The organism is Pseudoalteromonas sp. ND6B (assembly GCF_000764215.1).
In the GTDB taxonomy this organism is placed as follows: Bacteria; Pseudomonadota; Gammaproteobacteria; order Enterobacterales; family Alteromonadaceae; genus Pseudoalteromonas; species Pseudoalteromonas tetraodonis.
The window spans coordinates 21,207-45,393 of record NZ_JQFL01000039.1 but is presented as its reverse complement, the minus strand read 5'-3'; the positions used below and the strand labels follow the sequence as shown (position 1 = coordinate 45,393).

At 41.2% G+C, this 24,187-nt stretch carries 24 protein-coding genes; 14 read left to right on the top strand and 10 right to left on the bottom strand.

Going from position 1 to position 24,187, the window contains the following annotated elements; all coding sequences use genetic code 11:
• Nucleotides 1-714: IS256 family transposase (locus tag ND6B_RS08635; RefSeq protein ID WP_033102931.1), on the top strand; the 714-nt coding region annotated here is incomplete at its 5' end.
• Between the two features lie 75 nt (nt 715-789).
• On the opposite strand, the gene ND6B_RS08640 is transcribed toward ND6B_RS08635, so the two are convergent.
• The gene (locus ND6B_RS08640) at nt 790-1,032 is read right to left on the bottom strand and encodes a YdcH family protein (protein WP_013463823.1); all 243 of its coding nucleotides are present in this window, start codon (nt 1,030-1,032) and stop codon (nt 790-792) included.
• Between the two features lie 231 nt (nt 1,033-1,263).
• Between ND6B_RS08640 and ND6B_RS08645 the strand changes: the two genes are divergently transcribed.
• The 8 genes from ND6B_RS08645 (at nt 1,264) to speD (ending at nt 9,097) form a co-directional block, all read left to right on the top strand.
• A complete protein-coding gene (locus tag ND6B_RS08645) occupies nt 1,264-1,845 on the top strand; it encodes an anthranilate synthase component II (RefSeq protein ID WP_013463824.1) in 582 nt (193 codons plus the stop codon).
• 45 nt (nt 1,846-1,890) lie between these two features.
• A complete protein-coding gene (locus tag ND6B_RS08650; protein WP_028835941.1) occupies nt 1,891-3,051 on the top strand; it encodes an HDOD domain-containing protein in 1,161 nt (386 codons plus the stop codon).
• Nucleotides 3,052-3,421: 370 nt separating this feature from the next.
• The gene (locus tag ND6B_RS08655) at nt 3,422-4,627 is read left to right on the top strand and encodes an aspartate aminotransferase family protein (RefSeq protein ID WP_024602228.1); all 1,206 of its coding nucleotides are present in this window, start codon (nt 3,422-3,424) and stop codon (nt 4,625-4,627) included.
• 84 nt (nt 4,628-4,711) lie between these two features.
• Nucleotides 4,712-5,728 carry an arginine N-succinyltransferase gene (astA, locus tag ND6B_RS08660; RefSeq protein ID WP_013463827.1) on the top strand — a complete coding sequence of 339 codons (1,017 nt, stop codon included), beginning with the start codon at nt 4,712-4,714 and terminating at the stop codon, nt 5,726-5,728.
• Nucleotides 5,729-5,743: 15 nt separating this feature from the next.
• Entirely contained in the window at nt 5,744-7,213 is a 1,470-nt protein-coding gene (gene astD, locus ND6B_RS08665) for a succinylglutamate-semialdehyde dehydrogenase (protein WP_024602227.1), read from the top strand.
• Nucleotides 7,214-7,349: 136 nt separating this feature from the next.
• Nucleotides 7,350-7,688, top strand: coding sequence for a DUF3802 family protein (locus tag ND6B_RS08670; protein WP_013463829.1), 339 nt, complete (start codon nt 7,350-7,352; stop codon nt 7,686-7,688).
• Nucleotides 7,689-7,783: 95 nt separating this feature from the next.
• Nucleotides 7,784-8,197, top strand: a complete 414-nt coding sequence (locus tag ND6B_RS08675; RefSeq protein ID WP_013463830.1) for an OsmC family protein — start codon at nt 7,784-7,786, stop codon at nt 8,195-8,197.
• Nucleotides 8,198-8,284: 87 nt separating this feature from the next.
• Complete coding sequence (speD, locus tag ND6B_RS08680; RefSeq protein ID WP_013463831.1) at nt 8,285-9,097, top strand: adenosylmethionine decarboxylase; 813 nt, start codon at nt 8,285-8,287, stop codon at nt 9,095-9,097.
• A gap of 63 nt (nt 9,098-9,160) precedes the next feature.
• Here speD and ND6B_RS08685 read toward each other — a convergent pair whose 3' ends face one another.
• Nucleotides 9,161-10,498 (bottom strand): M24 family metallopeptidase, encoded by a 1,338-nt coding sequence (locus tag ND6B_RS08685; RefSeq protein WP_033103604.1) that lies wholly within the window; start codon nt 10,496-10,498, stop codon nt 9,161-9,163.
• A gap of 128 nt (nt 10,499-10,626) precedes the next feature.
• A complete protein-coding gene (locus ND6B_RS08690) occupies nt 10,627-11,898 on the bottom strand; it encodes an aromatic amino acid transport family protein (RefSeq protein ID WP_033103603.1) in 1,272 nt (423 codons plus the stop codon).
• Nucleotides 11,899-12,375: 477 nt separating this feature from the next.
• Here ND6B_RS08690 and ND6B_RS08695 point away from each other — a divergent pair, with 477 nt between their 5' ends.
• The 3 genes from ND6B_RS08695 (at nt 12,376) to ND6B_RS08705 (ending at nt 14,227) form a co-directional block, all read left to right on the top strand.
• Entirely contained in the window at nt 12,376-13,173 is a 798-nt protein-coding gene (locus ND6B_RS08695) for an alpha/beta fold hydrolase (RefSeq protein ID WP_033103602.1), read from the top strand.
• 291 nt (nt 13,174-13,464) lie between these two features.
• Nucleotides 13,465-13,827, top strand: a complete 363-nt coding sequence (locus ND6B_RS08700; RefSeq protein ID WP_033103601.1) for a hypothetical protein — start codon at nt 13,465-13,467, stop codon at nt 13,825-13,827.
• 118 nt (nt 13,828-13,945) lie between these two features.
• The gene (locus ND6B_RS08705) at nt 13,946-14,227 is read left to right on the top strand and encodes a hypothetical protein (protein ID WP_033103600.1); all 282 of its coding nucleotides are present in this window, start codon (nt 13,946-13,948) and stop codon (nt 14,225-14,227) included.
• Between the two features lie 264 nt (nt 14,228-14,491).
• Here ND6B_RS08705 and cysQ read toward each other — a convergent pair whose 3' ends face one another.
• From cysQ to cysG, 6 genes are read right to left on the bottom strand one after another with little or no spacing between them, the layout of a single operon-like run.
• Nucleotides 14,492-15,262 (bottom strand): 3'(2'),5'-bisphosphate nucleotidase CysQ, encoded by a 771-nt coding sequence (gene cysQ / locus ND6B_RS08710; protein WP_033103599.1) that lies wholly within the window; start codon nt 15,260-15,262, stop codon nt 14,492-14,494.
• A gap of 9 nt (nt 15,263-15,271) precedes the next feature.
• Nucleotides 15,272-15,865 carry an adenylyl-sulfate kinase gene (cysC, locus tag ND6B_RS08715; protein WP_013463834.1) on the bottom strand — a complete coding sequence of 198 codons (594 nt, stop codon included), beginning with the start codon at nt 15,863-15,865 and terminating at the stop codon, nt 15,272-15,274.
• A gap of 33 nt (nt 15,866-15,898) precedes the next feature.
• Nucleotides 15,899-17,623 (bottom strand): SLC13 family permease, encoded by a 1,725-nt coding sequence (locus ND6B_RS08720; protein ID WP_033103598.1) that lies wholly within the window; start codon nt 17,621-17,623, stop codon nt 15,899-15,901.
• Nucleotides 17,624-17,657: 34 nt separating this feature from the next.
• Nucleotides 17,658-19,082 carry a sulfate adenylyltransferase subunit CysN gene (cysN, locus tag ND6B_RS08725; protein ID WP_028835949.1) on the bottom strand — a complete coding sequence of 475 codons (1,425 nt, stop codon included), beginning with the start codon at nt 19,080-19,082 and terminating at the stop codon, nt 17,658-17,660.
• A complete protein-coding gene (gene cysD, locus ND6B_RS08730) occupies nt 19,082-19,981 on the bottom strand; it encodes a sulfate adenylyltransferase subunit CysD (RefSeq protein WP_013463837.1) in 900 nt (299 codons plus the stop codon). Before cysD ends, cysN begins: the two co-directional genes overlap by 1 nt.
• A 43-nt stretch (nt 19,982-20,024) precedes the next feature.
• Nucleotides 20,025-21,446, bottom strand: coding sequence for a siroheme synthase CysG (gene cysG / locus ND6B_RS08735; RefSeq protein WP_033103597.1), 1,422 nt, complete (start codon nt 21,444-21,446; stop codon nt 20,025-20,027).
• A 264-nt stretch (nt 21,447-21,710) separates the two neighbouring features.
• Here cysG and deoC point away from each other — a divergent pair, with 264 nt between their 5' ends.
• On the top strand, nt 21,711-22,463 hold the full coding sequence (gene deoC / locus ND6B_RS08740) for a deoxyribose-phosphate aldolase (RefSeq protein ID WP_028835951.1): 753 nt from the start codon (nt 21,711-21,713) through the stop codon (nt 22,461-22,463).
• On the top strand, nt 22,447-22,947 hold the full coding sequence (locus tag ND6B_RS08745) for a hypothetical protein (protein WP_013463840.1): 501 nt from the start codon (nt 22,447-22,449) through the stop codon (nt 22,945-22,947). Before deoC ends, ND6B_RS08745 begins: the two co-directional genes overlap by 17 nt.
• A 56-nt stretch (nt 22,948-23,003) precedes the next feature.
• On the opposite strand, the gene ND6B_RS08750 is transcribed toward ND6B_RS08745, so the two are convergent.
• A complete protein-coding gene (locus ND6B_RS08750) occupies nt 23,004-24,134 on the bottom strand; it encodes a CsgG/HfaB family protein (protein WP_013463841.1) in 1,131 nt (376 codons plus the stop codon).
• Nucleotides 24,135-24,187 lie beyond the last annotated feature (53 nt).

Genomic DNA, 24,187 nt, shown 5'->3' with positions numbered 1-24,187 from the left:
ATTCATTATAAGATTAAAGAAAATGGGCGCTACGTGAGTAAGGCTATTTATACCGTACTAGGTGTCAATATCGAGGGCCGCAAAGAGTTACTTGGTTTATATATCTCTGAAAGTGAAGGGGCTAACTATTGGCTATCAGTATTAACAGATTTACATAATCGTGGTGTATCCGATATTTTAATTGCCTGTGTTGATGGACTAAAAGGCTTCCCTGAAGCAATAGCAACAATCTATCCTGACGCCGAAGTGCAGGAGTGCGTTATTCATCAAATTCGTAATTCGATGAAGTATGTTGCTTCAAAGCACCAAAAAGAGTTTATGGCTGACTTGAAACCCGTTTATAAGGCAGCCACTAAAGATGCAGCAGAAGCCGCTCTCGCCGAATTAGATGCCAAATGGGGCAAGTTATACCCTATCGTTATCGAGTCTTGGCGTCGTAAGTGGGGCAATCTGTCGGTTTACTTCAAGTATCCAGATTACGTGCGTAAAGCTATTTATACCACAAATGCAATTGAAGCTGTACATCGCCAGTTTAGACGACTCACCAAGACTAAGGGAGCATTCCCTAATGAAAACAGCTTGATGAAATTATTGTATGCAGGCATATTGAATGCCTCGAAGAAATGGACAATGCCAATCCATAATTGGAATCTGACATTGTCGCAATTGGCCATCCACTTCGAAGGTAGGTTAGATGGTGTGCTAGATATTTAGCAACTTAGGCTGACACAGAATTCTGAACGCCCTCATTCTGGCGCCTACAATTTAATAGGCGCCAAATAACAACAATTAATTAGCATCCGTTAATTGTTGATGTAGCCAATCTTTTAATACCATTCTGTCGTGTTTTAACTGCTGCATGGCTTCGTCATCTATGGGTGAGTCTTGTAGCTCAAGTACTCGAATTTCTTTATCGATTTCATTGTATTGTTTTGCTTTGGTTGCAAAGTTTTCATCGTTTGCATTAAGTTTTGCAATAGTTTGCGTGTAATCAGGAAAATCTTTAGTTAATGAATGGTCTTCGCCTAACATAGGTTACTCCTTAAATGGCTGTTGCATAATGCACGTCACGTTATATAAAAATGATCAGTGACTTGGGGTGTCCCCATACAACAGAGCTTGGGCTGATCTAAAATAAATCAACCGTTATTGGTTGTTAGTGTGTCTATTTATGTTTGCTGGGCTGCAAAACACTGACACCTGCAAAGGCTTCAGTTAGAATATGTCTGCGACAGGCCCTAATTACTTTGAGTACTTTATTACATGCTTTTAATGATCGATAACTACGACTCGTTCACCTATAACTTGGTACAGTATTTTCAGCGCTTAGATCAAGACGTGTTGGTAAAACGTAACGACCAAATAACGCTGAGTGAGATCAAACAGTTAAACCCAGATCATATTGTGATTTCTCCAGGGCCTAAAAACCCGACTGAAGCGGGAGTGTCGTTATCTGTGGTAGAGCAGTTTAAAGGAGTTTATCCTATATTAGGTATTTGTTTGGGGCACCAAACCATTGCTCAAGTGCTAGGTGGTAAAGTAGTGCGAGCTAAACAGGTTATGCATGGAAAAACATCGCCTATTTATCATCAGCACCAAGGCATGTTTAAGGGCCTACCTAATCCACTTACGGTGTGCCGCTACCATTCATTAATTGTTGAAGCGCATTCATTGCCAAAGGAGTTAGAAGTAACAGCATGGACTCAAAGCATCGCTGGGCAGCGTGATGAAATTATGGGATTATTACATAACGAGCTCGCACTTGAAGGTGTGCAATTTCACCCTGAAGCGATTTTGACCGAGCAGGGCTTAGCTTTACTTGATAACTTTTTAACGCGCTTCTAGGCTTATACCTGCAAGCTATTTACTTTTTGCCCTAAGATAGAGCTTATGACCGACATATTGCAGCAACAGCGTATTGTTAATGTGCTAAACCAACGAGCGCATGATTTGCTACTGGGTCATAGTTTTGCTAATCAGCAAATTGGTTTTATTCATACCTTAGATCTTAATGACGGCAAACCCGTTAAAAAACGCACCTTATTAGAAGTAGAAGTAGCTGCGCAGCAAAAGCGCCAACAAAAAAGCTCTTCACATCAAAAGTTACAGGCTAAAACCAGTCAAAAACTCCATACCGTTATTGAAAGCGTGATTGCTAAACGTCTTGAAGACATCGATTTTGTGATTAAAGACACCATTGGCATAGAAGATAACGTGTGCGCCATACTCGATATACTGGCTACTCGCGCCGCCTCGGTTGGCCGTTTAGAGCCACTAATTAACGATTTAAGTTGGTTGGGGCGAGAACTAGTTACCTTAGTTAATTTACCCTTTTATCGTAAGCAGCGCAGTAAAACCACCTCAGTAAAAGTAGACTCGCCTGCATTAGCATTGCGTTATGTAGGCTTAGATAATTTACAGCTGGTAGTGCCTACTTTTGCTGTGCGTCATTGGATGCCACATAGCACAGAACCATTCACGTTATTAAAGCGCAGGTTAAAAGACAACACCATGTCGTGTGCCATTGCAGCGCAAACGCTTGCCCAGCTTAACGGGGTAAACCCAATGCATGCGTTTACATTGGGCATGTTACTTAATGTAGGGCAAATTGCTTTAGTGCGCTTATACCTAAAAGTGTTTGATCAGGTATGGCAGCGCAAAGTACTGCGTGCTCGTGAAGAAGGTGATAAAAACCTACACACCGCGCTATTAGAGCTAAAACCAGATCCGTTATTTTTAACAACACTGCTACACGAAAAATCACTGCTTGTCAGCGCCAAGGTCATAGAAACCATGTCGTTCAAATATTTGCCCTTTAACAGTGTTATGCAGCAGTTAGTGAATGGGGTTGAAAAGGGCGATAGTTTATTGCCATTATCGCAAGTGATTTTAAAGGCTCGCTGTTATTCTCAATATTTAAATTTAAAAGAGCACCAGCTGATTGAAGACGATGAATTACAAAGCTGGTTTAGCTATTATCAGTTCACTAAAAAAGAGTTAGATACCCTAAAAACAGGTAATTTTACTAATTTGGCACTTCAAATTGATTAAATCTGTTAATTTTTTTGCGACTATTCATTCACTTTAATTCTACTTATTCATGTGCAGTTGATTTATAAGCGCCATGCTTTTTTCGTTGTAGAGGCGCTCACTAAGGTAAATGCACATCATAATTAGCTCTCAAATAGTTATTCACTATCTATGAAATAATATCTTAAGCCCTTTATTTTAAAGGGGTACATGAAAGTTTTTGAAGAGACATCCCCCTAAATTTCTGAAATAATGAGCGCCTGAAAATTGAACCACAAAGTAGTTTCAGGCAAATATACAGTTATTAATTTTTGCCGGCACATTTGGTTATTAACAATAATCACACCCCTATTCTACTGCTTTGTGATGCACACAATTAAGAGGAAATAAAATGACAGTCAATCGCGAATTATTTGATCACGTAATGGTTCCTAACTACGCACCTTCAAGCGTAATTCCTGTTCGAGGCGAAGGCTCTCGTGTATGGGATCAACAAGGACGAGAGTTTATCGACTTTGCTGGTGGTATTGCCGTTAACTGTCTTGGCCATTGCCATCCTGCATTAGTGGGCGCATTAAAAGAGCAAGGCGAAAAAATTTGGCATTTATCAAATGTAATGACCAACGAGCCGGCACTTCGCCTAGCTAAAAAAATGGTTGATGCGACATTTGCTGAAAAAGTTTACTTTGCAAACTCAGGCGCAGAAGCAAACGAAGCGGCACTTAAATTGGCGCGTCGTTTTGCGCTTGATAAATTTGGCGCAGAAAAATCGCAAATCATCGCCTTTAATAAAGGTTTCCATGGACGTACATTCTTCACCGTTACTGTAGGCGGTCAAGCAGCCTATTCAGATGGTTTTGGTCCTAAGCCAGGCGACATTGTTCATTGTGATTACAATGACCTTGCCGCATTTGAAGCACTGATCAGCGATAACACCTGTGCGGTAATGATGGAGCCAATTCAAGGTGAAGGCGGTATCATTTCGCCAACTGACGAATTTGCACAGGGCGTTCGCGATTTATGTACTAAACACAACGCATTGCTTATTTTTGATGAAGTACAATCAGGTGTTGGCCGTACAGGTGAGCTATACGCATACCAAGGTTTAAACGTAGTGCCTGATATTTTAACCTCAGCAAAAGCTCTCGGTGGCGGTTTCCCAATTGGCGCTATGCTAACAACCACTGATATTGCACAGCATCTTAAAGTGGGTACACATGGTTCTACTTACGGTGGTAACCCATTAGCGTGTGCAGTTGCAGAAGCTGCATTTGATACTGTAAATAACCCAGAAGTTTTAGCGGGCGTTAAAGCAAAGTCGGCGTTATTTACTGAGCTATTAAATGCCATTAACGACAAGTACAACGTATTTAGTGAAATTCGTGGCCAAGGTTTATTAATTGGTGCTGTGGTAAACGAGCAATACAAAGGCCGTGCAAAAGAGTTTTTAGTTGCCGGTACTGAGCATGGCTTAATGTCATTGGTTGCTGGTGCTGATGTGGTTCGTTTCACACCTTCTTTAGTAATACCAGAAGCGGATATTCGCGAAGGTATGGCACGCTTTGAAAAAGCAGTAGCCCACGTTGTAAATGCGTAATTGCTAATTCAACTTCTTTAGGGGCAAACTTAGTTTGCCTTGCAGTTCCTATTTACCGTTATATATAAGGGAGTAAGCGGATTCATGATGATCCTTCGCCCAATCCAAAAAAGTGATTATGCAGCTTTAGTAACCATCGCCGACGAGTCGGGACATGGCTTTACTTCTTTGCCTAATAATGAAGAGTTATTACAAAAGAAGATAGCGCATTCAGTTAACTCATTTACAAAAACGACATCACAACCAGGTGATGAGGGTTACTTATTTGTTCTTGAAGATACTGAAACTGGTGAAGTAGTCGGTACTTCAGGTATTGAAGCCGCAGTTGGCTTAGATGACGCATTTTATCATTATCATTTGAGTAAAGTGATTCACTCTTCGCGCACGCTAGATGTGTATAAAGCGGTAGATATTCTCACCCTTTGTAATGACTACACTGGGGCGACAGAGCTGTGCACACTGTTTTTAAAAAACGGCTATCGTAAAAATTGTAACGGTAAGCTGCTTTCAAAAGCACGTTTTATGTTTATAAAACAGCATCAACAACGCTTTGCACAAACCGTTATTGCAGAAATGCGCGGTGTATCTGACGAAAACGGTAGTAGCCCATTTTGGCAGTGGCTTGAAGAGCACTTTTTCTCTATGGACTTCCCAACGGCAGATTATCTGACGGGAATAGGGCAAAAAGTATTTATTGCTGAGCTTATGCCTAAATACCCAATTTACGTCAACTTATTGAGTAAAGACGCGCAAGCGGTTATAGGTCAAGTGCATGACAATACGCGCCCTGCAATTCAACTATTAAAAAGTGAAGGTTTTACTTTTAATGGTTACGTTGACATTTTTGATGCAGGCCCAACCGTTGAAGCAAAAGTAGATAACATTGCGACAATCCGTAATGCACAAAACTTTAGCGTTGAAATTGGCGAAATGACAGGCGATACCATGGTGTTGTTAGCCAATGACAAGCTCGAAGATTTTAGAGCAACCGTTGTTCCTATGACATTTGATTCGCGATCAAACAGCCTAGTGCTTACGCAAGAACTTGCTGATGCATTACATTTGAAATCGGGCGATTTTGTTACGGCTACCCCAGTTTAATTTAGGAGAAAGTATATGACTCATCCTGCACAATTTATTAATGGTCAATGGTCACCAGGCCAAGGCACAGAATTTAACTCAGTTAACCCTGCAAATAACGATGTTATTTGGCAGGCATCAGCTGCAAGCGCTGAGCAAGTAGATAGCGCTGTAGCCTCTGCGCGTGAAGCATTTTATAGCTGGGCTGATAAAAGCTTTGCGCAGCGCTTAGAAATTGTAAAAACCTTTGCTGCAACGTTAAAAGAGCATAGCGAAGAGTTGGCTGTGGCAATAGCACAAGAAACAGGTAAGCCACTTTGGGAAACGCGTACTGAAGCGGGTGCCATGGTCGGAAAAATTGCCATTGCTGAAAAAGCATTTTTAGAGCGTACCGGCGACGTTGAAAACGCGATGCCGCAAGGCCGTGCGATGATCCGCCATAAGCCACACGGTGTTGTTGCTGTATTTGGTCCTTATAACTTCCCTGGGCATTTACCAAATGGCCACATTGTACCTGCACTTTTAGCTGGTAATACCGTGGTATTTAAACCGTCTGAACTAACACCTATGGTGGCTGAGCTAACCCTTAAACTATGGGAAAAAGCCGGTTTACCAGCAGGGGTTATTAACCTTGTACAAGGTGAGGTTGAAACAGGTAAAGCATTGGCGTCACACAAAGGCATTGATGGTTTATTCTTTACAGGTTCTTCTCGTACGGGTCATATTTTACATGAGCAGTTCGCAGGTCAACCAGGTAAGATTTTAGCGCTTGAAATGGGTGGTAATAATCCGCTAATCGTTAAAGATGCAGAAGATACGCTTGCTGTTGTGCACGATATTGTGCAATCTGCGTTTATCTCAAGCGGCCAACGCTGTACGTGTGCGCGTAAATTGTTTTTACCAACAGGTGCTAAAGGCGATGAAATTTTAGCGCGCCTAATTACAGCCACTAAAGCAATCAAAGTTGGTAATTACGACGATGCTGACCAACCATTTATGGGCTCTATGATTTCAACGGCCGCTGCCGCTGGAATGGTTAAAGCACAAGATGAGTTAAAGGCCATGGGTGGCGAAGTGCTGGTTGAACTTGAGCACACAGCAAACACTGGTTTTGTTACACCGGGTATTATTGAGTGTACAAATATCAATGATTTCCCAGATGAAGAGCATTTTGGTCCGCTTCTAAAAGTATTCCGTTTTGATGACTTTGACCAAGCAATTGATAAAGCAAACGACACGAGCTTTGGTTTATCAGCAGGCCTACTAAGTGATAACCAAGCCGATTACGATCATTTCTTACGTCGTATCCGTGCGGGGATTGTTAACTGGAACCGTCCTATTACCGGTGCATCAAGTGCAGCGCCGTTTGGCGGTATTGGTGCCTCAGGTAACCACAGAGCAAGCGCTTATTATGCCGCTGACTACTGTGCATACCCTGTTGCGTCTGTGGAACTTGAAAAAGTAACCATGCCAGCAACACTAAGCCCAGGTTTAAAAATCGATTAACCGATTTTTAAACTAGTAATAAATCACTAAAAAAGCAGCTTCGGCTGCTTTTTTTGTACTGCAATCTCACAAAGCTAGCAATTATCAGTGCTTTCTGCTTAAATTAAGCAACCAGTATTTTTGAGGTAAGTAGACAATGGTTTTAAACAGGCAAGGGTACGATGACTTAATAATGTACCTAACTCAGAACTTAGCGTTGTTTGAAAAACCAGGTGAAATAAAGCCAGGTGCACCAACGGTTATTGAGTTAATTGAAGATGTAATTGCCGAAAATGTCATACGCATTTGTCAACAACACCCCGATCTATCTACAGAGCAGCGTAGTCAAATTGTACGCGAAGTTGATGGCATTGTTTACGACTTACAAGAAGTACTCAGCAGTGTGACTTCTCACACCGTCACAGTCGAACAGCATGCTTTTATTGATGAGTTTGCAGGGCTAGTCAAAAACTTATTTGATAACGCTATTAGTTAATATTTCCCCCTTTAAAACCACGCTTTATTCGCTATTTAATTTTAAATGCGCGTGAGTGTCTGCGTGTAATGAATATAAATTATTGAGATAAAACAATGCAAGCAAATGTAAAATGGGTTGAAGGTAATACTTACATCGGTCGCTCTAACAGCAATCATAATGTCGTGTTTGATGCGGGCAGTGACGGAGCAGCACCTAGCCCAATGGAAATGGTATTGATGTCGGTTGGTGGTTGTTCATCGGTTGATGTGGTGAGTATTTTAAAAAAAACTAAGCAAGAGTTCTCATCAGTAGATGTGCAGTTAACCGCTGAACGAGCAGAAACAGCCCCGCGCGTGTTCACCAAAATTAATTTACACTTTGTTGTAACCGGTAATAATGTGTCTGAAAAGCACCTAGAAAGAGCGGTTTCGCTTTCGGCAGAAAAGTATTGTTCAGTTGCATTAATGCTTGATAAAACAGTAGAAATTACCCACAGCCATGAAGTTGTTCAAGATCAGGGAAAATAACGCTTTTTCCGTGAGTAAAATTCGTATAAAATCCGCGAACTTTTCATTCTGCAGGTGCAGATTTCACTAATTTATAGGTTGGTTTATATGAACAAACCCTTCGATAAACTTAAACTTCATGGCTTTAATAATTTAACTAAAAGCCTAAGCTTTAGTATTTACGATATTTGCTATGCAAAAACAGAGCAACAACGTAAAGAATATATAGAATATATCGATGAGCAGTATAGTGCAGATAGACTAACCGACATTTTAGGTGATGTGGTTGATATTATTGGTGCCAATATTTTAAATATTGCACGTCAAGATTACGAGCCACAAGGTGCCAGCGTAACTATTTTGGTTTCAGAAGAGCCGGTAGAAGAGCAGCAAAATTATGATGCTGACGAAGCACCAGGGCCGTTACCTGACTCAGTGGTTGCACACCTTGATAAAAGCCACATTTGTGTTCACACGTACCCTGAAGCACACCCTGATGATGGTATTTGTACTTTCCGTGCTGATATTGAAGTATCAACCTGTGGCATTATTTCGCCACTTAAAGCGTTAAACTTCTTAATCCATAGCCTTGAGTCTGATGTGGTTACAATTGACTACCGTGTACGTGGCTTTACCCGTGATATTAACGGCGTTAAACATTACATTGACCATGCAATTAACTCGATTCAAAACTTCATGACAGAAGATACTAAAGAAGCGTACCAAATGATGGACGTGAACGTGTATCAAGAAAACCTGTTTCATACCAAAATGATGTTAAAAGAAACCGATTTAAATACGTATTTATTTGGTTTATCTACTGATGATTTGTCAGATGACGAAGAAGAAGAGATTCGCTCAAAACTAACACGTGAAATGCAAGAAATATTCTATGGTCGTAATCTGCCAGATACAGAATAATAGCAACGCATTAAATAAAAAATGGCGCTCACTGAGCGCCATTTTTGTATGTGTTGTTTAATGCTACTTAACGAGTAACAACTCGGTTTGTCGGCCATTTAGATACCACACACCGGTTTTATCAAACAGGGCGTCTTCTTCTAGCATTATTCTTATTTCTTTATTCCACGGCTTTATAAACACCGCATTGTTAAGCTCAATAGAATAAGCGGTATTTAAATGCAGTGGGTAATCGCCATCACCCGGCACACCTTGCTGTGAATCCCACATGCCTAATGTCGTGCCAGCTGCATGGCCATGATAGCCAAGCGGGTGCGTATAAATAGTGGGTTTTAAACCTTGTGCAATGGCTTTTTCGCGGGCGGCTTTTAATACCTGATTACCCGTTTTACCAGCTGTAAATTCAGCCGTAAAAATGTCCTGTAGCTTATTACCCTTTTTTAACGCATCAACAAGGTAATCAGGGGCTTTTGTCTCGCCTGGTTTTAAAACATACGCATGTTGTTGAGTGTCGGTATTTAGGCGTAAATACGTAATACCAAAATCAACATGCAGTAAATCGCCAGCTTGAATAACATTGTCAGCATAGCCATTAGTAAAACTGTCTTCGTGGTCGAACGATTTACTGTCGGCGCGTTGTATTGCAATACTTGGGTGAAACCACGTTTGCAGTTTAAGCTCCCTTACGCGCTCTCTAAACCACCATACTAAGTCGTCGCTGGTTGTTTTGCCCACCGTAATTACTTTATTTGAAAAGCCCTCAGCAATAATAGAGTGAGCAATAGCAACAATGTGTTTGTACATGTCCACTTCTTCTGGAATGCGTTGCTCTAACCATGCAACAGCCAGCGGCTCGGCTGAGGTTATTTTATTTTTATATGTCGCAGGTAAGTTGGCCATTAAAGTGGTGTAATCGCCAAGCACTAGCCCATCGGCATGTGCCCAATCTGTAGATGTGTTGAGAGCAATATTTCGCGGTTGGTATTGCACAATAAGCGTATTGAGCGCTTGCCACTGATTAGGCTGTGCTTGCTTATCCCAGGCCTTTTTAAAAACACTCCCTATTTTGTAAGGCGCAATAGCAAAAGCATCTACAGCCCCTGAGGCATTGCGTGCTAGCACTAAAATGGTTGTGCGTCTTGCCGACAACCACGTTGCTGGCAGCATGGTTTTTAATATCGGATCTTCATTATATTCGCGGCTTATCATTAGCCACATATCTATATTGTGTTGCTGCATTAATGTGGGTAATAACGTATTGATGCGTTTTTCGGTAATGCTATCGATAAACGCGGCCCTTTCTTTCATTGATAGAATAGTGGGGGGCTCAGCGGCTTTAATTACAGGGCTAAGAAGTATGAGTATAAAGACTAATAAAAAAACGCATTTATTGTTTTGCATAGTTGGCTTATTTTTAGGCGAATATATAAGCTAACATCTCACAAGCAATACGATAAAAAAATCATTTGCGATAAACCGCAGGCACAAAAAAGCCCAGCAAAATACTGGGCTTTTTAGAGTCAAAACGTTTAGCTAAGCATGCTGTACAGTAACGCACAAACGGCTAACGAACCGACCGCCAGTACAAATAAGGTACTTAAACGGTTACGGTATTTTTGTAAGCTAGGTACTTTGTAAACCGCAATCATTGGCATAATGAATAAAATCATCGCAATGATTGGGCCCGATAACTGATCCATCATATCTAGTATGCTTGGGTTTTTAACCGCGCAGAACCAAATAGCAAAAAACATCAGTACCGCACCCACTTTGTCAGCCACTTTAGGGCTCATGCTTGAGTGTTTAGTTACTAATCCGGTAAAGCTTTCGCGCGCCCCTAAAAAGTGACCTAAAAACGACGACATAATAGCAATAAAGGCAACCAAAGGTCCCAGCGTTGCAATGAATGAGTTTTCCGTAATATTAGCTAAGTAAGACAAAACAGAAACGTTTGCCGCTTTAGCTTCTGCCATTTGTTCACCGGTAAGTGATAGCACACATGAGAACACAAATAACAAAACAAAGGTGATCAGTAATAAGCTGGTACGTTTTAGAATCGCTTCTGACTTAGACGTTGCTAGTTCACCGTAGTGGCTGCGTTGTTTATTAACAAAGCTTGAAATAGCCGCTGCATGGCTAAACGAAAATACAATAATAGGAATTGATAACCAAAGTGTTTTACTAAAGCTGCCTAGCTCAGGCAAACTTGTATCCGGCATTTGCCAGCTTGGGATTAAATACAGCGATAAAAAGAATAATATACCCACTAACGGATACACTAAAATAGCAAAGGCGCGCAGCATTAAGCGCTCACCGCCCATCATTAAGCCAATCATCAGCGCAACTAAAATACCCGATAACGCAACGCGTGACGGCGACTCCATCCCTAGCTGATTGACTATAAAGCTGTCTACCGTATTGGTTAAACCCACACCGTAAATAAGCAAAATAGGAAAAATTGATAAAAAGTATAACAAGGAGATCAGTCGACCCGCATTTACGCCAAAGTGCTCTTCTACCACATCGGTAAAATCAGCCTCTTTATTTTTTGACGATAATACAAAACGCGCCAAGCCACGGTGGGCTAAAAAGGTCATTGGAAAGGCTAAACACGCCATAATAATCAGCGGCCAAAAACCACCAATACCAATGTTAATCGGTAAAAATAAAATACCTGCACCTACTGCGGTGCCAAAAAGACTAAGTGTCCACTGCGTATCATGCAGATTCCATTTTGATTTAGACGTGTGTGCGTCTTGTGCTGGTGCATTTGAAAGCGTTGCACCTTGAGATGTTGTCATGTGTGTGTATCCATTATTTATCATAATAATTGCGCCGAAGAATATAGTTTTTAGGCACTCATTTCATGTGTTTTTATGTCTTGGATATAAATTTGTTGTAGCGTATTAGTTACTGACTGTCACGAATATGAAACAGTGTTTAAAAGCTGCGCAATTAGTGCAGGAATATGCCGCGAAATGCGTGAATAATCAGCATGATTGGTGTGAAAGGCGGGACATACAATCTGAAAAGTTATTTTCAAGTCAATGTGTACTTGGTATAGATTAACTCAGTGAATGATTGATAAGTGTACTTATGAGAATTGAGAATACTTGCTCACTTTCTTGGCCAGTTAATTGATAGCTAATAACTCAAAACGGGTTTTATCCTGTAATATTGAAGCCATTAATCGGAACTTCATAAGAGATTTTTTCTAAACTCGGTTATACTTTCTACAATTCAATAAGCCAAATGAAGTAAATAGGCCGCTAATTGCAATGAGAAAAGACATTCTTTTCCATACTATTTTTGTGCACGAAACCAGTAAAACATGGGTAGTATTTGTCCATGGCGCAGGGGGTAGTTCGGCAATCTGGTTTCGTCAGCTTAAAGCTTATAAAAAAGAATATAATGTGTTGTTGCTTGATCTTCGTGGTCACGGTAAATCTAATGATCTATTACAAAACTTTGTAGATAATAATTACTCATTTAATAATGTTTCTAAAGACATTATTGATGTGTTAGATCATAACAATATCACCAGCGCACACTTTGTTGGTATTTCATTGGGCACAATTCTTATTCGAAATATTGCAGAAATCGCCCCGCAATATGTTTCTAGCATGGTGCTAGGTGGAGCGGTTACTCGTTTTAATACTCGTAGTAATACTTTGGTTTATTTAGGCAATACCTTTAAACACTTGTTGCCTTACATGTGGCTGTATCGTTTATTTGCTTTTATTATGATGCCGAAAAAGCGCCATAAAGAGTCCCGACTTTTGTTTGTTCGTGAAGCAAAACGCTTGTGTCAAAAAGAGTTTATAAAATGGTTTAAATTAGCCATGGACGTAAACCCTTTAATGCAATATTTCAAAGGAAAAGACATTGATATACCCATTCTTTACATTATGGGTAAGGAAGATCACATGTTCCTTGGCCCGGTTAAAGAAATGGTTAAACGCCATAAAAATAGCGTCCTGCAAACCATTCACCATTGCGGCCATGTTTGTAACGTAGAACGCCCTGACTTATTTAATCAACACTCGCTTGCTTTTATAGCCCAACAAAATCGATAAAGGTTGTAGCTTTTAAATAGCGTTTAATCAATGGCAAGTCTTAAAAACGTATAATAGCCATCACTTGTTGATTGGAAACGGTCATTCTTTTGCCTTTATCCTTAAGCTAAAAACACTGTATTGCTTCATGCCACACTCTTTTACACATAGTAAAATACCTCGATTAATATAATTTTATAATTGGCAATCACTTACACAGTTTGTTACTAATAGATGTTTACAAAATAAGAACGCGCTCATGTGAACTATAAGGGTGTAATTTGAGCAAGTTACTAGAATGCGGGGAAGTGTGTGAGAACATTCTTAGTTTTAATATCATTACTTCTTAGTGGGTGCTCTCCAATTTGGGAGGAGCAACCTTATAAAGTGTATTACATTGACGGTACCAAAAGGTTAGGTTTCAGCCTTGGTCAGGGCGCATATATTGGGCGACTCGATGAACCAATAAATATTAAATCTAACGAACAATATACTTCGGCTTATGCTTGTCCGCATAAAACTTGTGCTTTTTACTATATTGATAAAGCCAAAGATAACAAGTTTGCTGAACACAACGAGTTTGTTTATGGACCATACACTAAAGCTCAATTTGCAGCGATAACTAAAAAATTAGGGTTACCGACTATAAATTCCATCGCTAACAACGCAATTTAATAAAGGTTAAAAACTTTATTTATATTTTCACTGGCTACAACACGTCCAAATATGTTAACTAAAACGCTAATTAAGGTTTATAAATAAAGAACTTAAAGAAAAAATAAAGGCAGTCAGTATGGATAAAAAGAAAGCCATTGTTATATTATTCGGCATAGTATGGTTTATGTTAGGAGCTACTTTTTTCATAGGTTTTGAGTCAGTAGAAAAGTTGTTGTTTTGCGTGTTTGTATTTTTCTTTTGTTATAGATATATCTATGCATTTATATTAAAAAGAAGTATTTATGCACCATATACCGGTGAGGAAATTTCTCCTACTGAAGGTAATTTAATAAAGCGGCTCTTTATGCTGATTATAGGTATCGGTGCGTGTACCTATTTTACTTTCTTTATCTCTTAAAAAGCATACTTGACCAAAAGCCTGAACAAACCCTAATAGAAAAGGTTATATTATCACTTGGTATGTTCATAACTTTGCTGTGTTTTAGTGCACTTTATCATTCGTGGACAAGTTCTTGTTTAGTGCGAAATAGCGAGGATGGTTAACGGGTACTTGTTGGGTTTCGTTCCACTCAACCCAACCTACGGTGTTTAAATTGCCATAGAGCTGCTCGCGACTCTAAGCCCGTAGCCCGCAGCCCGTAGGTATATATTGAAACAGTTCTTATTCTTCGAGTGCTGATACCACAAAAAATGGATTCAAATACTCATCTTTGGTGTTGTACAAAAGCGGGCTGCCATCAAGTTGAGTGACTTTAGCGCCGGCTATTTCAGCGATGGCGTGGCCTGCGCCGGTATCCCATTCACAAGTTGGGCCTAAGCGCGGGTATATGTCGGCGCTGCCTTCGGCGACTAAACACAGTTTCAGTGAGCTGCCTTTTGACACCATTTCAACCTCATCAAAGCGTTTTACAAATTCAGCTAAATCAGGGGAAGGGTGCGAGCGGCTACCTACAACACGAATAAGGCCTTTGTTAGGCTTGGTGGTCACTTTAAGCTCGATGCGCTCATCGCCTTTATCTTTAAAAGCACCAATGGCTTCGGCGGCTAAATAAGATACACCTAGTGCAGGGGCATCAACCACGGCTAAAACCGGTTTGCCATTTTCGATTAGGGCAATATTAACGGTAAACTCGCCGTTCTTTTTTATAAATTCTTTGGTGCCATCGATTGGGTCAACCAGCCAGTAGCTTTTCCATGTTTGGCGTACATCCCAACCAATATCGGCACTTTCTTCACTAAGCACAGGAATATCGGGGGTGAGCTCTTTTAGTCCTGCGCTAATGATTTTATGAGCTGCTAAGTCGGCGTCGGTTACAGGGCTTTCATCGGCTTTGTACTCAACGTTAAAGTCTTTATTGTAAATACCCATAATCGCGCTTCCCGCTTTGCGGGCGAGAATAAGGGTTTCTTCTAGCAGTTCAGTCTGATTCATTACATGGGCCTATAGTATATGCTGATGTTTTAGATACGTTATCAGCTGAGCTACCGATTGGTCTAGGGTGTTTTTACTGGTATCTAAAATTATTTCAGGATTAACCGGCGGCTGGTAAGTTGAATCAATCCCAGTAAAGTGTTTAATTTCACCGGCGCGCGCCTTTTTATATAAGCCTTTTGGATCGCGGCTTTCGCACACCTCAAGAGGGGTGTCGATAAAAACTTCGATAAATTCACCCTCATCTACTAATTCACGAACCATGTCGCGCTCAGCTTTAAAAGGAGATATAAACGCAGTAAGGACTAACAAACCAGCGTCAACCATTAGCTTGGCGGTTTCGCCTACGCGGCGGATATTTTCAACGCGATCGGCATCGCTAAAGCCTAAATCTTTACATAAACCATGGCGTACATTGTCGCCATCAAGTAGGTACGTGTGCGCGCCTTGCTGATTGAGTGCCGCTTCTAAAGCATTCGCAACGGTGCTTTTACCTGAGCCAGAAAAACCAGTAAACCATATAATAGCGCTCTTATGCTTTTTTTGTTCGCTGCGCTGTACTTTAGTGGTGGCGTAATTATGCCAAACAATATTGTTATCCATTTGCTGTGTCTCTTTATGCTATAAGCGCGGGCATTAAAACGGAAATACCAGCGGGATCAAAGTTAGTACGGTAATTGAATAAATAATAGAAAGGGGTAGCCCCATCATTACATAGTCTTTTAGTCGGTAGTTACCCGCGCTATAAACCATTAAGTTAGTTTGATAACCAAAAGGTGAAATAAAGCTGGCTGAGGCACCAAATGCAACCGCCATAATAAACGGCAAAGGTTCTACGTTAAAGCCAATAGCCAATGAGTAGGCAACCGGAAACGACAGTGCCGCTGCGGCGTTATTAGTGATCAATTCGGTAAATAACACCGTCATTAAAAAGATTGCGATAAACGCGCCATAAGGGCCAAAGTCGCCAAGCACTACAAACATGGCGTCTGATATTTGCCCAGCAAGGCCGGTGCCTATCATCAGCTTAGCTAAACCTATGGCACTGCCTACTACGGCAAGTAACTCAATAGGAAAGCGGCGTTTTATTTCGCTCAGCTTAATCGTGCCACACAGCATCAGCCCAATAAGTAACACTAATAAGCCTTTAACCAGCGGTACTGCACCTAAAATACTTAACCCCAGCACACCTGCAAAACTTAACAATACAATGTTTGATTGTTTTGCACCGAGGTGGGTTTGTAAATCAAGCCCTGAAATATACACAAATTCGCGCTTTAAGTTAGTTAAGTCATAAAAGCTTTTACCAGGGGCGAGGATTAATGAGTCACCCGCTTGTAAGCGCACTTGCCCAAGCCCGCCTTGTAAGCGGTCATGACCACGGCGAATAGCAATAACGGCCGCATGAAATTGCTCTCTAAAGCGGGCTTCTTTTACCGTTTTGCCAATTAATTTAGACGACTGACTAACGACAACTTCAACGAGGTGTTCTATGTCTTTTTCGTGTTTGTCGTGCACCACTTTTAAGCCGTCAAAGCGAGTGAGCAAAGGTACCGACTTTATATCGCCTACAAACAGCAGTATGTCGTCTTGTTGAATAATATGTTGGGGGGTCACGGCGCAAATGCGATTGCCATCGCGAATAATTTCAGCCAAAAACAAGTCTTTTAAATCGCGTAAACCGTTTTCTTCTACGGTGCGGTTTATTAGTTTAGAGCCGGTTTGTACTTTCCCTTCTAAATAAAAAGGCACCACCTCTTGGCTATTTTTACCGTTGTCGGGCAGGCATTTTAGCATCACTAAAATAGTGATTAAGCCCACACTGAGTGCACCTAAACCCACTAAGGTAAAATCAAAAAAGCCTAATGGCGCCATCCCCGCATCTACTGCAAAGCCATTTACGATTAAGTTAGTAGAGGTACCGATGAGTGTAATAGTACCGCCTAAAATTGCGGTGTACGACAAGGGTAGCAACAGCTTTGAAGGGGAGTGGTTTGGGTTATCTTTTATGGCGGTAATTAAGGAGGCAACCACCGCAGTATTGTTAGTAAAGGAAGACAAAAACGCTGTAGAAAGCCCAAGCTTGGTCACTGATTTAACTAAACTGCCACTGGATAACGATTTAGCTAAGCGTTGAATAAGCGTGGTTTTTTCTATCGCTATCGACACTAAAATTAATAACACTAAGGTAATTAATGATGGGTTAGTATAATTAACCAGCATGTTTTCTAAGTCAATGAGCCCAGTTAGGTAGCTGGTGCCTATGGCACTGACAAATAACCACGCAGGGTTAATACGGGTGCCAAATAGGCACCCGACTAAAAGCAACATAATGCCTGTTAAAATGAGCTGTTCTACCATGCTTTAAATATTCCTAACAGGCGGTTATTAAACGTTATAGCTTTGAAATATCAAGCGCTTGCCAATGTGGAAAGTGCTTGCGTACGAGGGCATTAAACTCAACTTCAAAGTCGCTAAATTTACCCGCATTTTCTTCACTTTGTAGTACCTGTTCTATCATTCCTGCTGCAACCGTTAAGTTTGATAAACGGTCAATAAGAATAAACGAACCAGTTTCATGATTGTGATGGTACTGATCCGCTAAAATAGTCTCGGTCAGCTCCAGTGTCACAATCGCAATTTCGTTTAATTGCAATGAATCTGCGCTGCCATGCTCTAGGGTGTTTACATCAATAGTGTGGTCTATTTTAGTGACCATAGCCGAGGTGTTTTTGCTGCCTAGTTTTAGGTTATAGCTTTTACCTAGTACTAATGGCGATTCGTGCATCCACACAATTTTAGCCTGTAACTGGTTGGTTACTTGCGCTTGCGAATTCGCAGGCACAATAACGTCCCCTCGGCTAATATCTATTTCAGTATTAAGAGTAACCGTGATTGCTTGGCCGGCTTCGGCGGTGTCGAGGTTGCCATCAAAAGTCACAATCTCTTTAATGTTAGATGTTTTACCTGAAGGCAGTACTTTTATCTCATCACCTACACGTAATTTACCTGAGGTCAGCGTGCCTTGAAAACCACGGAAGTTTAAATTAGGGCGTACCACGTACTGCACCGGAAGGCGCGCTTCAAAACCAGTGTCGATCTCAGCTGCCGGAGAGTCTTCTAACAGCTCAAGCAATGGTTTGTCGGTGTAATAAGGAGTGTGTGCAGAGCGAGTTACTACATTATCGCCTTTAAGCGCCGACATAGGCACAAACTTGATGTTGGATACGTTAAGTTGCTCGGCAAATTTTAAATAATCGGCTTTAATTTTTTCATAAACGGTTTCGTCAAAATCAACAATATCCATTTTGTTAACCGCAACCACAAACTGTTTAATGCCTAATGAGTCACAAATAAAGCTATGGCGCTTAGTTTGTACCTGCACGCCATAACGTGCATCCACTAAAATAATGGCAACATCACTGGTTGAGGCACCCGTTACCATGTTACGGGTGTACTGCTCATGCCCAGGGGTGTCGGCAATAATAAACTTACGCTTAGCGGTTGAGAAATAACGGTACGCTACGTCAATTGTTATGCCTTGCTCACGCTCAGCTTGTAGGCCATCAACTAACAATGCTAAATCAAGTTCTTCACCGGCATTACCTACTTTTTCGTTATCTTTATGAAGTGCAGCTAGCTGATCTTCATAAATTTGGTGACTATCGTGCAGTAGGCGGCCAATTAGGGTTGATTTACCATCATCCACGCTGCCACACGTTAGCATACGTAATAAGCTTTTATCTTGTTGACGTGCTAGGTAAGCGTCTATACCAATTTCTTTTACTTCGTTAAATGTATCGTTATTTAGGTTAGACATTAGAAATACCCCTCACGTTTTTTCTTCTCCATAGAGCCTGCTGAATCATGATCAATCACCCGACCTTCACGTTCAGATGACGACGATAGCAACATTTCTTCAATAATTTCTGTTAGGCTGCTTGCCGTTGATTCAACCGCGCCAGTGAGTGGATAACAGCCTAAGGTTCGAAAGCGAACCGACTTCATTTGTGGTACTTCACCTTCATTAAGCGGCATGCGATCGTCATCTACCATGATTAAGGTACCGTCGCGTTCTACTACAGGGCGCTCTTTAGCAAGGTACAGTGGCACCATTTCGATATTTTCTTGATAAATGTATTGCCAAATATCTAGTTCAGTCCAGTTAGATAATGGGAATACACGAATACTTTCACCTGGATTCACTTGGCTGTTATAGGTATTCCAAAGCTCAGGACGTTGGTTTTTAGGATCCCAGCGATGGTGTTTATCACGAAATGAATACACGCGCTCTTTAGCCCGTGATTTTTCTTCATCACGGCGTGCACCACCAAATGCTGCATCAAAACCGTACTTATTCAGCGCTTGCTTTAAGCCTTGAGTTTTCATGATATCGGTATGTTTACCCGAACCATGGGTGAATGGGCCTACACCCATTTCGATGCCTTCAGGGTTTTTGTGTACGATTAAATCAAAGCCATACTCTTTGGCTAAACGGTCGCGAAACTCAATCATTTCACGAAACTTCCAGTTGGTGTCTACGTGTAATAACGGAAACGGAATTTTTGCAGGGTAAAATGCTTTACGAGCTAAGTGCAAAAGTACCGATGAGTCTTTACCGATTGAGTAAAGCATAACTGGGTTCTCAAACTCAGCGGCGACTTCGCGCATGATTTTGATACTTTCAGCTTCAAGTTGCTGAAGGTGAGTTAAAGCCATTGTTGGTCGTCCTACTAAAATGATTAAATTAAAATCTGTTAAACTACGCTACGTCTGTCAGCGGCTGAGCAAAGCTACTGATCTGTGCTTTTTCGCCAAACCAGTGTAATTCTTGATGCAGCGAAGCTACTTCACCAATAATCAGTAAAGCGGGTGAAATAATTTGATGCTGCTCAATGAGCTGCGCTAATTGGTCTAACTGTCCTGTGACAACACGTTGATTTTTGCGTGTGCCGTTTTCAATTATGGCCACTGGTGTTGTTGCTGCTCGCCCATGTTTTAATAGCTCGGCTTGAATATGCGGCGATTTAATTACCCCCATATAAATAGCCAGTGTTTGGTTTTTTTGTGCAAGCGACTGCCAATTAAGTTCTTGTCCTTCTTTTTTGCAGTGTCCGGTAACAAACTGAATAGCCTGAGCATGGTCGCGATGCGTTAAAGGAATACCTGCGTAGGCACTACATCCCGCGGCTGCCGTTATACCTGGCACTATTTGGTAATTTACGTTATTGGCTGCCAGTACTTGGACTTCTTCGCCACCACGGCCATAAATAAATGGGTCGCCCCCTTTAATTCGGCACACTTTTTTACCTTGTTGTGCTAAATCAACCAACATCTTATTTGTATCTTCTTGAGCTACGCTGTGATCGCCTAAGCGCTTACCCACACAGATTAAATCGGCATCGCGACGCACTAATTCCATGATCTCATCGGATACCAAGTAATCATATACCACCACATCGGCTTGTTGCATTAGTTGCAGCGCTTTTAGTGTGAGTAGCTCTGGGTCGCCAGGGCCTGCACCGACTACGTATACTTCGCCTTCTGGTTCAACTTTGGCATCCAGCATTTGCTCTAGTTGTTGCTCAGCGCCATGGGTATCACCGGTTTGGACTTTGCTTACTACTGATGAATCAAACACGCCTTCCCAAAATTGGCGACGATCAGCAAAATGTTTAAAGCGTTGCTTTACTTTATGGCGAAAGCCACCGACCAAGTTAGCGAGTGGGCCGATATGCTGCGGAATAAGTGTTTCGAGCTTTTCACGTAAGCGCCTTGCTAAAACCGGCGCGGTACCTGCACTTGAAATCGCAATGGTAATTGGGTTGCGATCAACAATAGAGGGGAAAATAAAAGTACATTTAGGTTGATCATCCACCACGTTCACAAACACATTACGCGCATTGGCGAGTTCAAATACGGTGTTGTTTACTTCATCGTTGTCGGTGGCGGCAATAATCAAAATTTTGCCATCAAGATGCGACTCTTCAAAATAGGCATCTATTAATGTTACTTCATCATTATGCGCATGTTCTTTTAATTCTTCGCAAAACCAAGGGGCAACTAGCGTTACATCGGCACGTGCTTTTAAAAACGCACGGCATTTTCGCAAGGCAACCTCTCCACCGCCAACAACCAATACGGGTTTGTTGTCGAGTTTGGTAAAGATAGGTAAATATTGCACTGAATAACGCCCCTAAAAAATAATAAAGTGTTTAACTGAGAAGCAGAATATAGTGGCTATTGATAAGTAAAAAATAATTAAATCTTAGTTGATATTCTTAAAAGTTATATGAATCATGTTTTTTAGGTCTAAATCGTATTTAGTAAGGGGTAGAGTGACATTTAGTATAAAAAACGCGCTTATAGTGTTTGGTTATGAGCTATAGCAAGTTTAAGCTATGATGCTCTTATATAGTTTAAGGTCACACAATTTCATAGGCATAAAATGACAAACAATACTCAAAACGCCACGCTAGCCGTTAGCTTAATGGACTTAACCAGTTTAAACACTGATGATAGTCAAGCCAGTATTAACGCATTAGTAAACAGTATAAACCCTAAGCTAGGCACGCCTGCTGCGCTTTGTGTGTTTAGTGAATTTGTTGATGACGCTAAAATAGCACTTGCTAATCGCTTATTGAGCCATGTAAAGGTGGCCACCGTAACTAACTTTCCCTCTGGTGATGCGCCACTCAATGAAGTACTCAATGAAACCCTGATAGCCATAGAGCGGGGGGCCGATGAAATTGACCTAGTTATTCCTTATAAAGCGCTTTTAAAAGGTGAAGCCGATACCGTGCTGGAATACGTTAGTGAAAGTAAAAAGGTATGTGGCAGCCGTGCTAAGCTCAAAGTGATCATTGAAACTGGCGAGCTAAAAACAGCAGCATTTATTACTCAAGCAACCGAGCTTGCCATTCAAGGCGGAGCTGATTTTGTAAAAACCAGTACAGGAAAAGTAGCAGTAAATGCCACGCTTGAAGCAACTGAAATAATGCTTAAAGCCATCAAAAAATCATCAAAGCGAGTTGGTTTTAAGGCTGCTGGTGGAGTCAAGACCGCAGTAGATGCAAATGCTTATTTGCAACTAGCAACCGAGATTATGGGGCATGATTATTTAGCACCAGAAACATTTAGGTTTGGCGCTTCATCGCTGTTAAATGACGTTTATAAGGTGTTGAATGAAGCGCAGCAGTGATGCCGAAAAACAACAATTAGAGCACGATGCGGCCAAGTTGTTTTTGCGATGTTATGAACAGCAAACGGGAATTCATATGCGCCATATTTGGCACAATGAACCAAATAGACCCGATGTAAGCTGTTATCAAGAAAATCAGCAACTCGATATAGAGGTGGCGCATTTATACGCCAGTGAAACGGAAGCCATGGCCGTGTTAGGCCGGCCACTGTCGATACAAATGCAGCGTGATTTAGCCGACATGGCGCAACAACCAAGCGAACACCGGTTGCAATCAGCGTTGGAGCGCTTATTAAAACAAAAAGCGACTAAGCGTTATTATTCAAAGCGTACGTGGTTGTTAATTCGTAACGCTAGTACTATTTGGCATAAGAGCGACTTTGAAGCGGCAGTCAAAAAAGTATGTTTTCCAAATACCCATCAATTTGAACAAATATGGTTACTGTGTGATTTTTATCGCGGTGAGTTATTACGAGTAGATTAAAAGCGGCTATAGAGTAGCCGCTTTTTTATTGCTTAATTAAAAATCAAAGATGCTGATTAGTTAAACTTAAACATGTTGCCTAAGCTTTCTAGCCCTGACTGTTGAGTTTTTGCTAAACATTTTGAGTCATCTAAAGATTTCTTTGTTGTTTCATCGGCAAGGCCCGTTACTTTCAAGCTCTTCTCTTGTTGATACTCGCGCAGTGCTAATACAGTTTGACGGTCGTACTTAACGTCTTCAGTTTCAAACTCTTCATAATTAGGTTGGTTTTTTAAATACCCTAAGCAAACCAAGTTCATACGAGACATAGCCAAGTCCATTTTTTCGTAATGTGGCATTCTATGATTCGGCACATCGACAGCGACGGCAGCAGGTGCTGCTTTTTTACTAGTTACTTTTGGCGGCGGTGGCGCTGTATAGCCTGCTGCAAGCGTGTTGTTTTGGTTATAACGATAGTAGGTATCTGGAATTTTAGTTTCTAAAAATTCAACGGCTTTAATTATTACTTCTCGTAGTGCCTTTTCTTTTGGAGTGTCTGACCAACCACTAAGGCTTCCTCCAACGAGTGCGCCACCAAAGTTAGTCGCTGCGCTGGTAAAATCAAAATCTTTGCTACCACCCTCAACGCTAGTAGCGGCCAGAATACGTGAAGTGCGCGTATCAATTAAGCGTAAATCAATAGCCATGTGCGATCCAGAAAAGCCAGCTGAAACAGAACTAAACACATCACCAATAAAGCCGCCTGAACCAACACTTGCCCCTGAACTGTCATCATCAAATTCAGTAACCGCTGCAACGACGACAATCTCAGCGCCTTCAATTTCGCCATACGCAGCACCCGATTGTGCACTCACTCTGCCTGATACAGCTAAATCTTGCTCTGAAAGTACAGCGTCTAGTGCTTGGCGCTCCAATACAATAAAGCGATTAGTGCCAACAAGTGCGGTGGTAAGTTGATCTGCCATACCTTCACCAATTTCTTTTCGCCACCATCTAGAGTTATTCGACTTATCAGTGAAACGCGCCACGGCGATACGTGCTTTAGGGCCATTGTATTGCTGTTTGCTTACTTCATTAATGTCAGGCGAGTTTTGATTTGAAGTAACGTTTGTTGAGGTGCTTTGGCATGCGCTTAAGCTGGTTATTAATGCTGTAGCTAGTAGCGTTTTTTGTATGGATGAGAGCATAGGATTTTCCTTAATTTATGTGCTTAATTACATTTGTAGTTATTTTTTTAGCA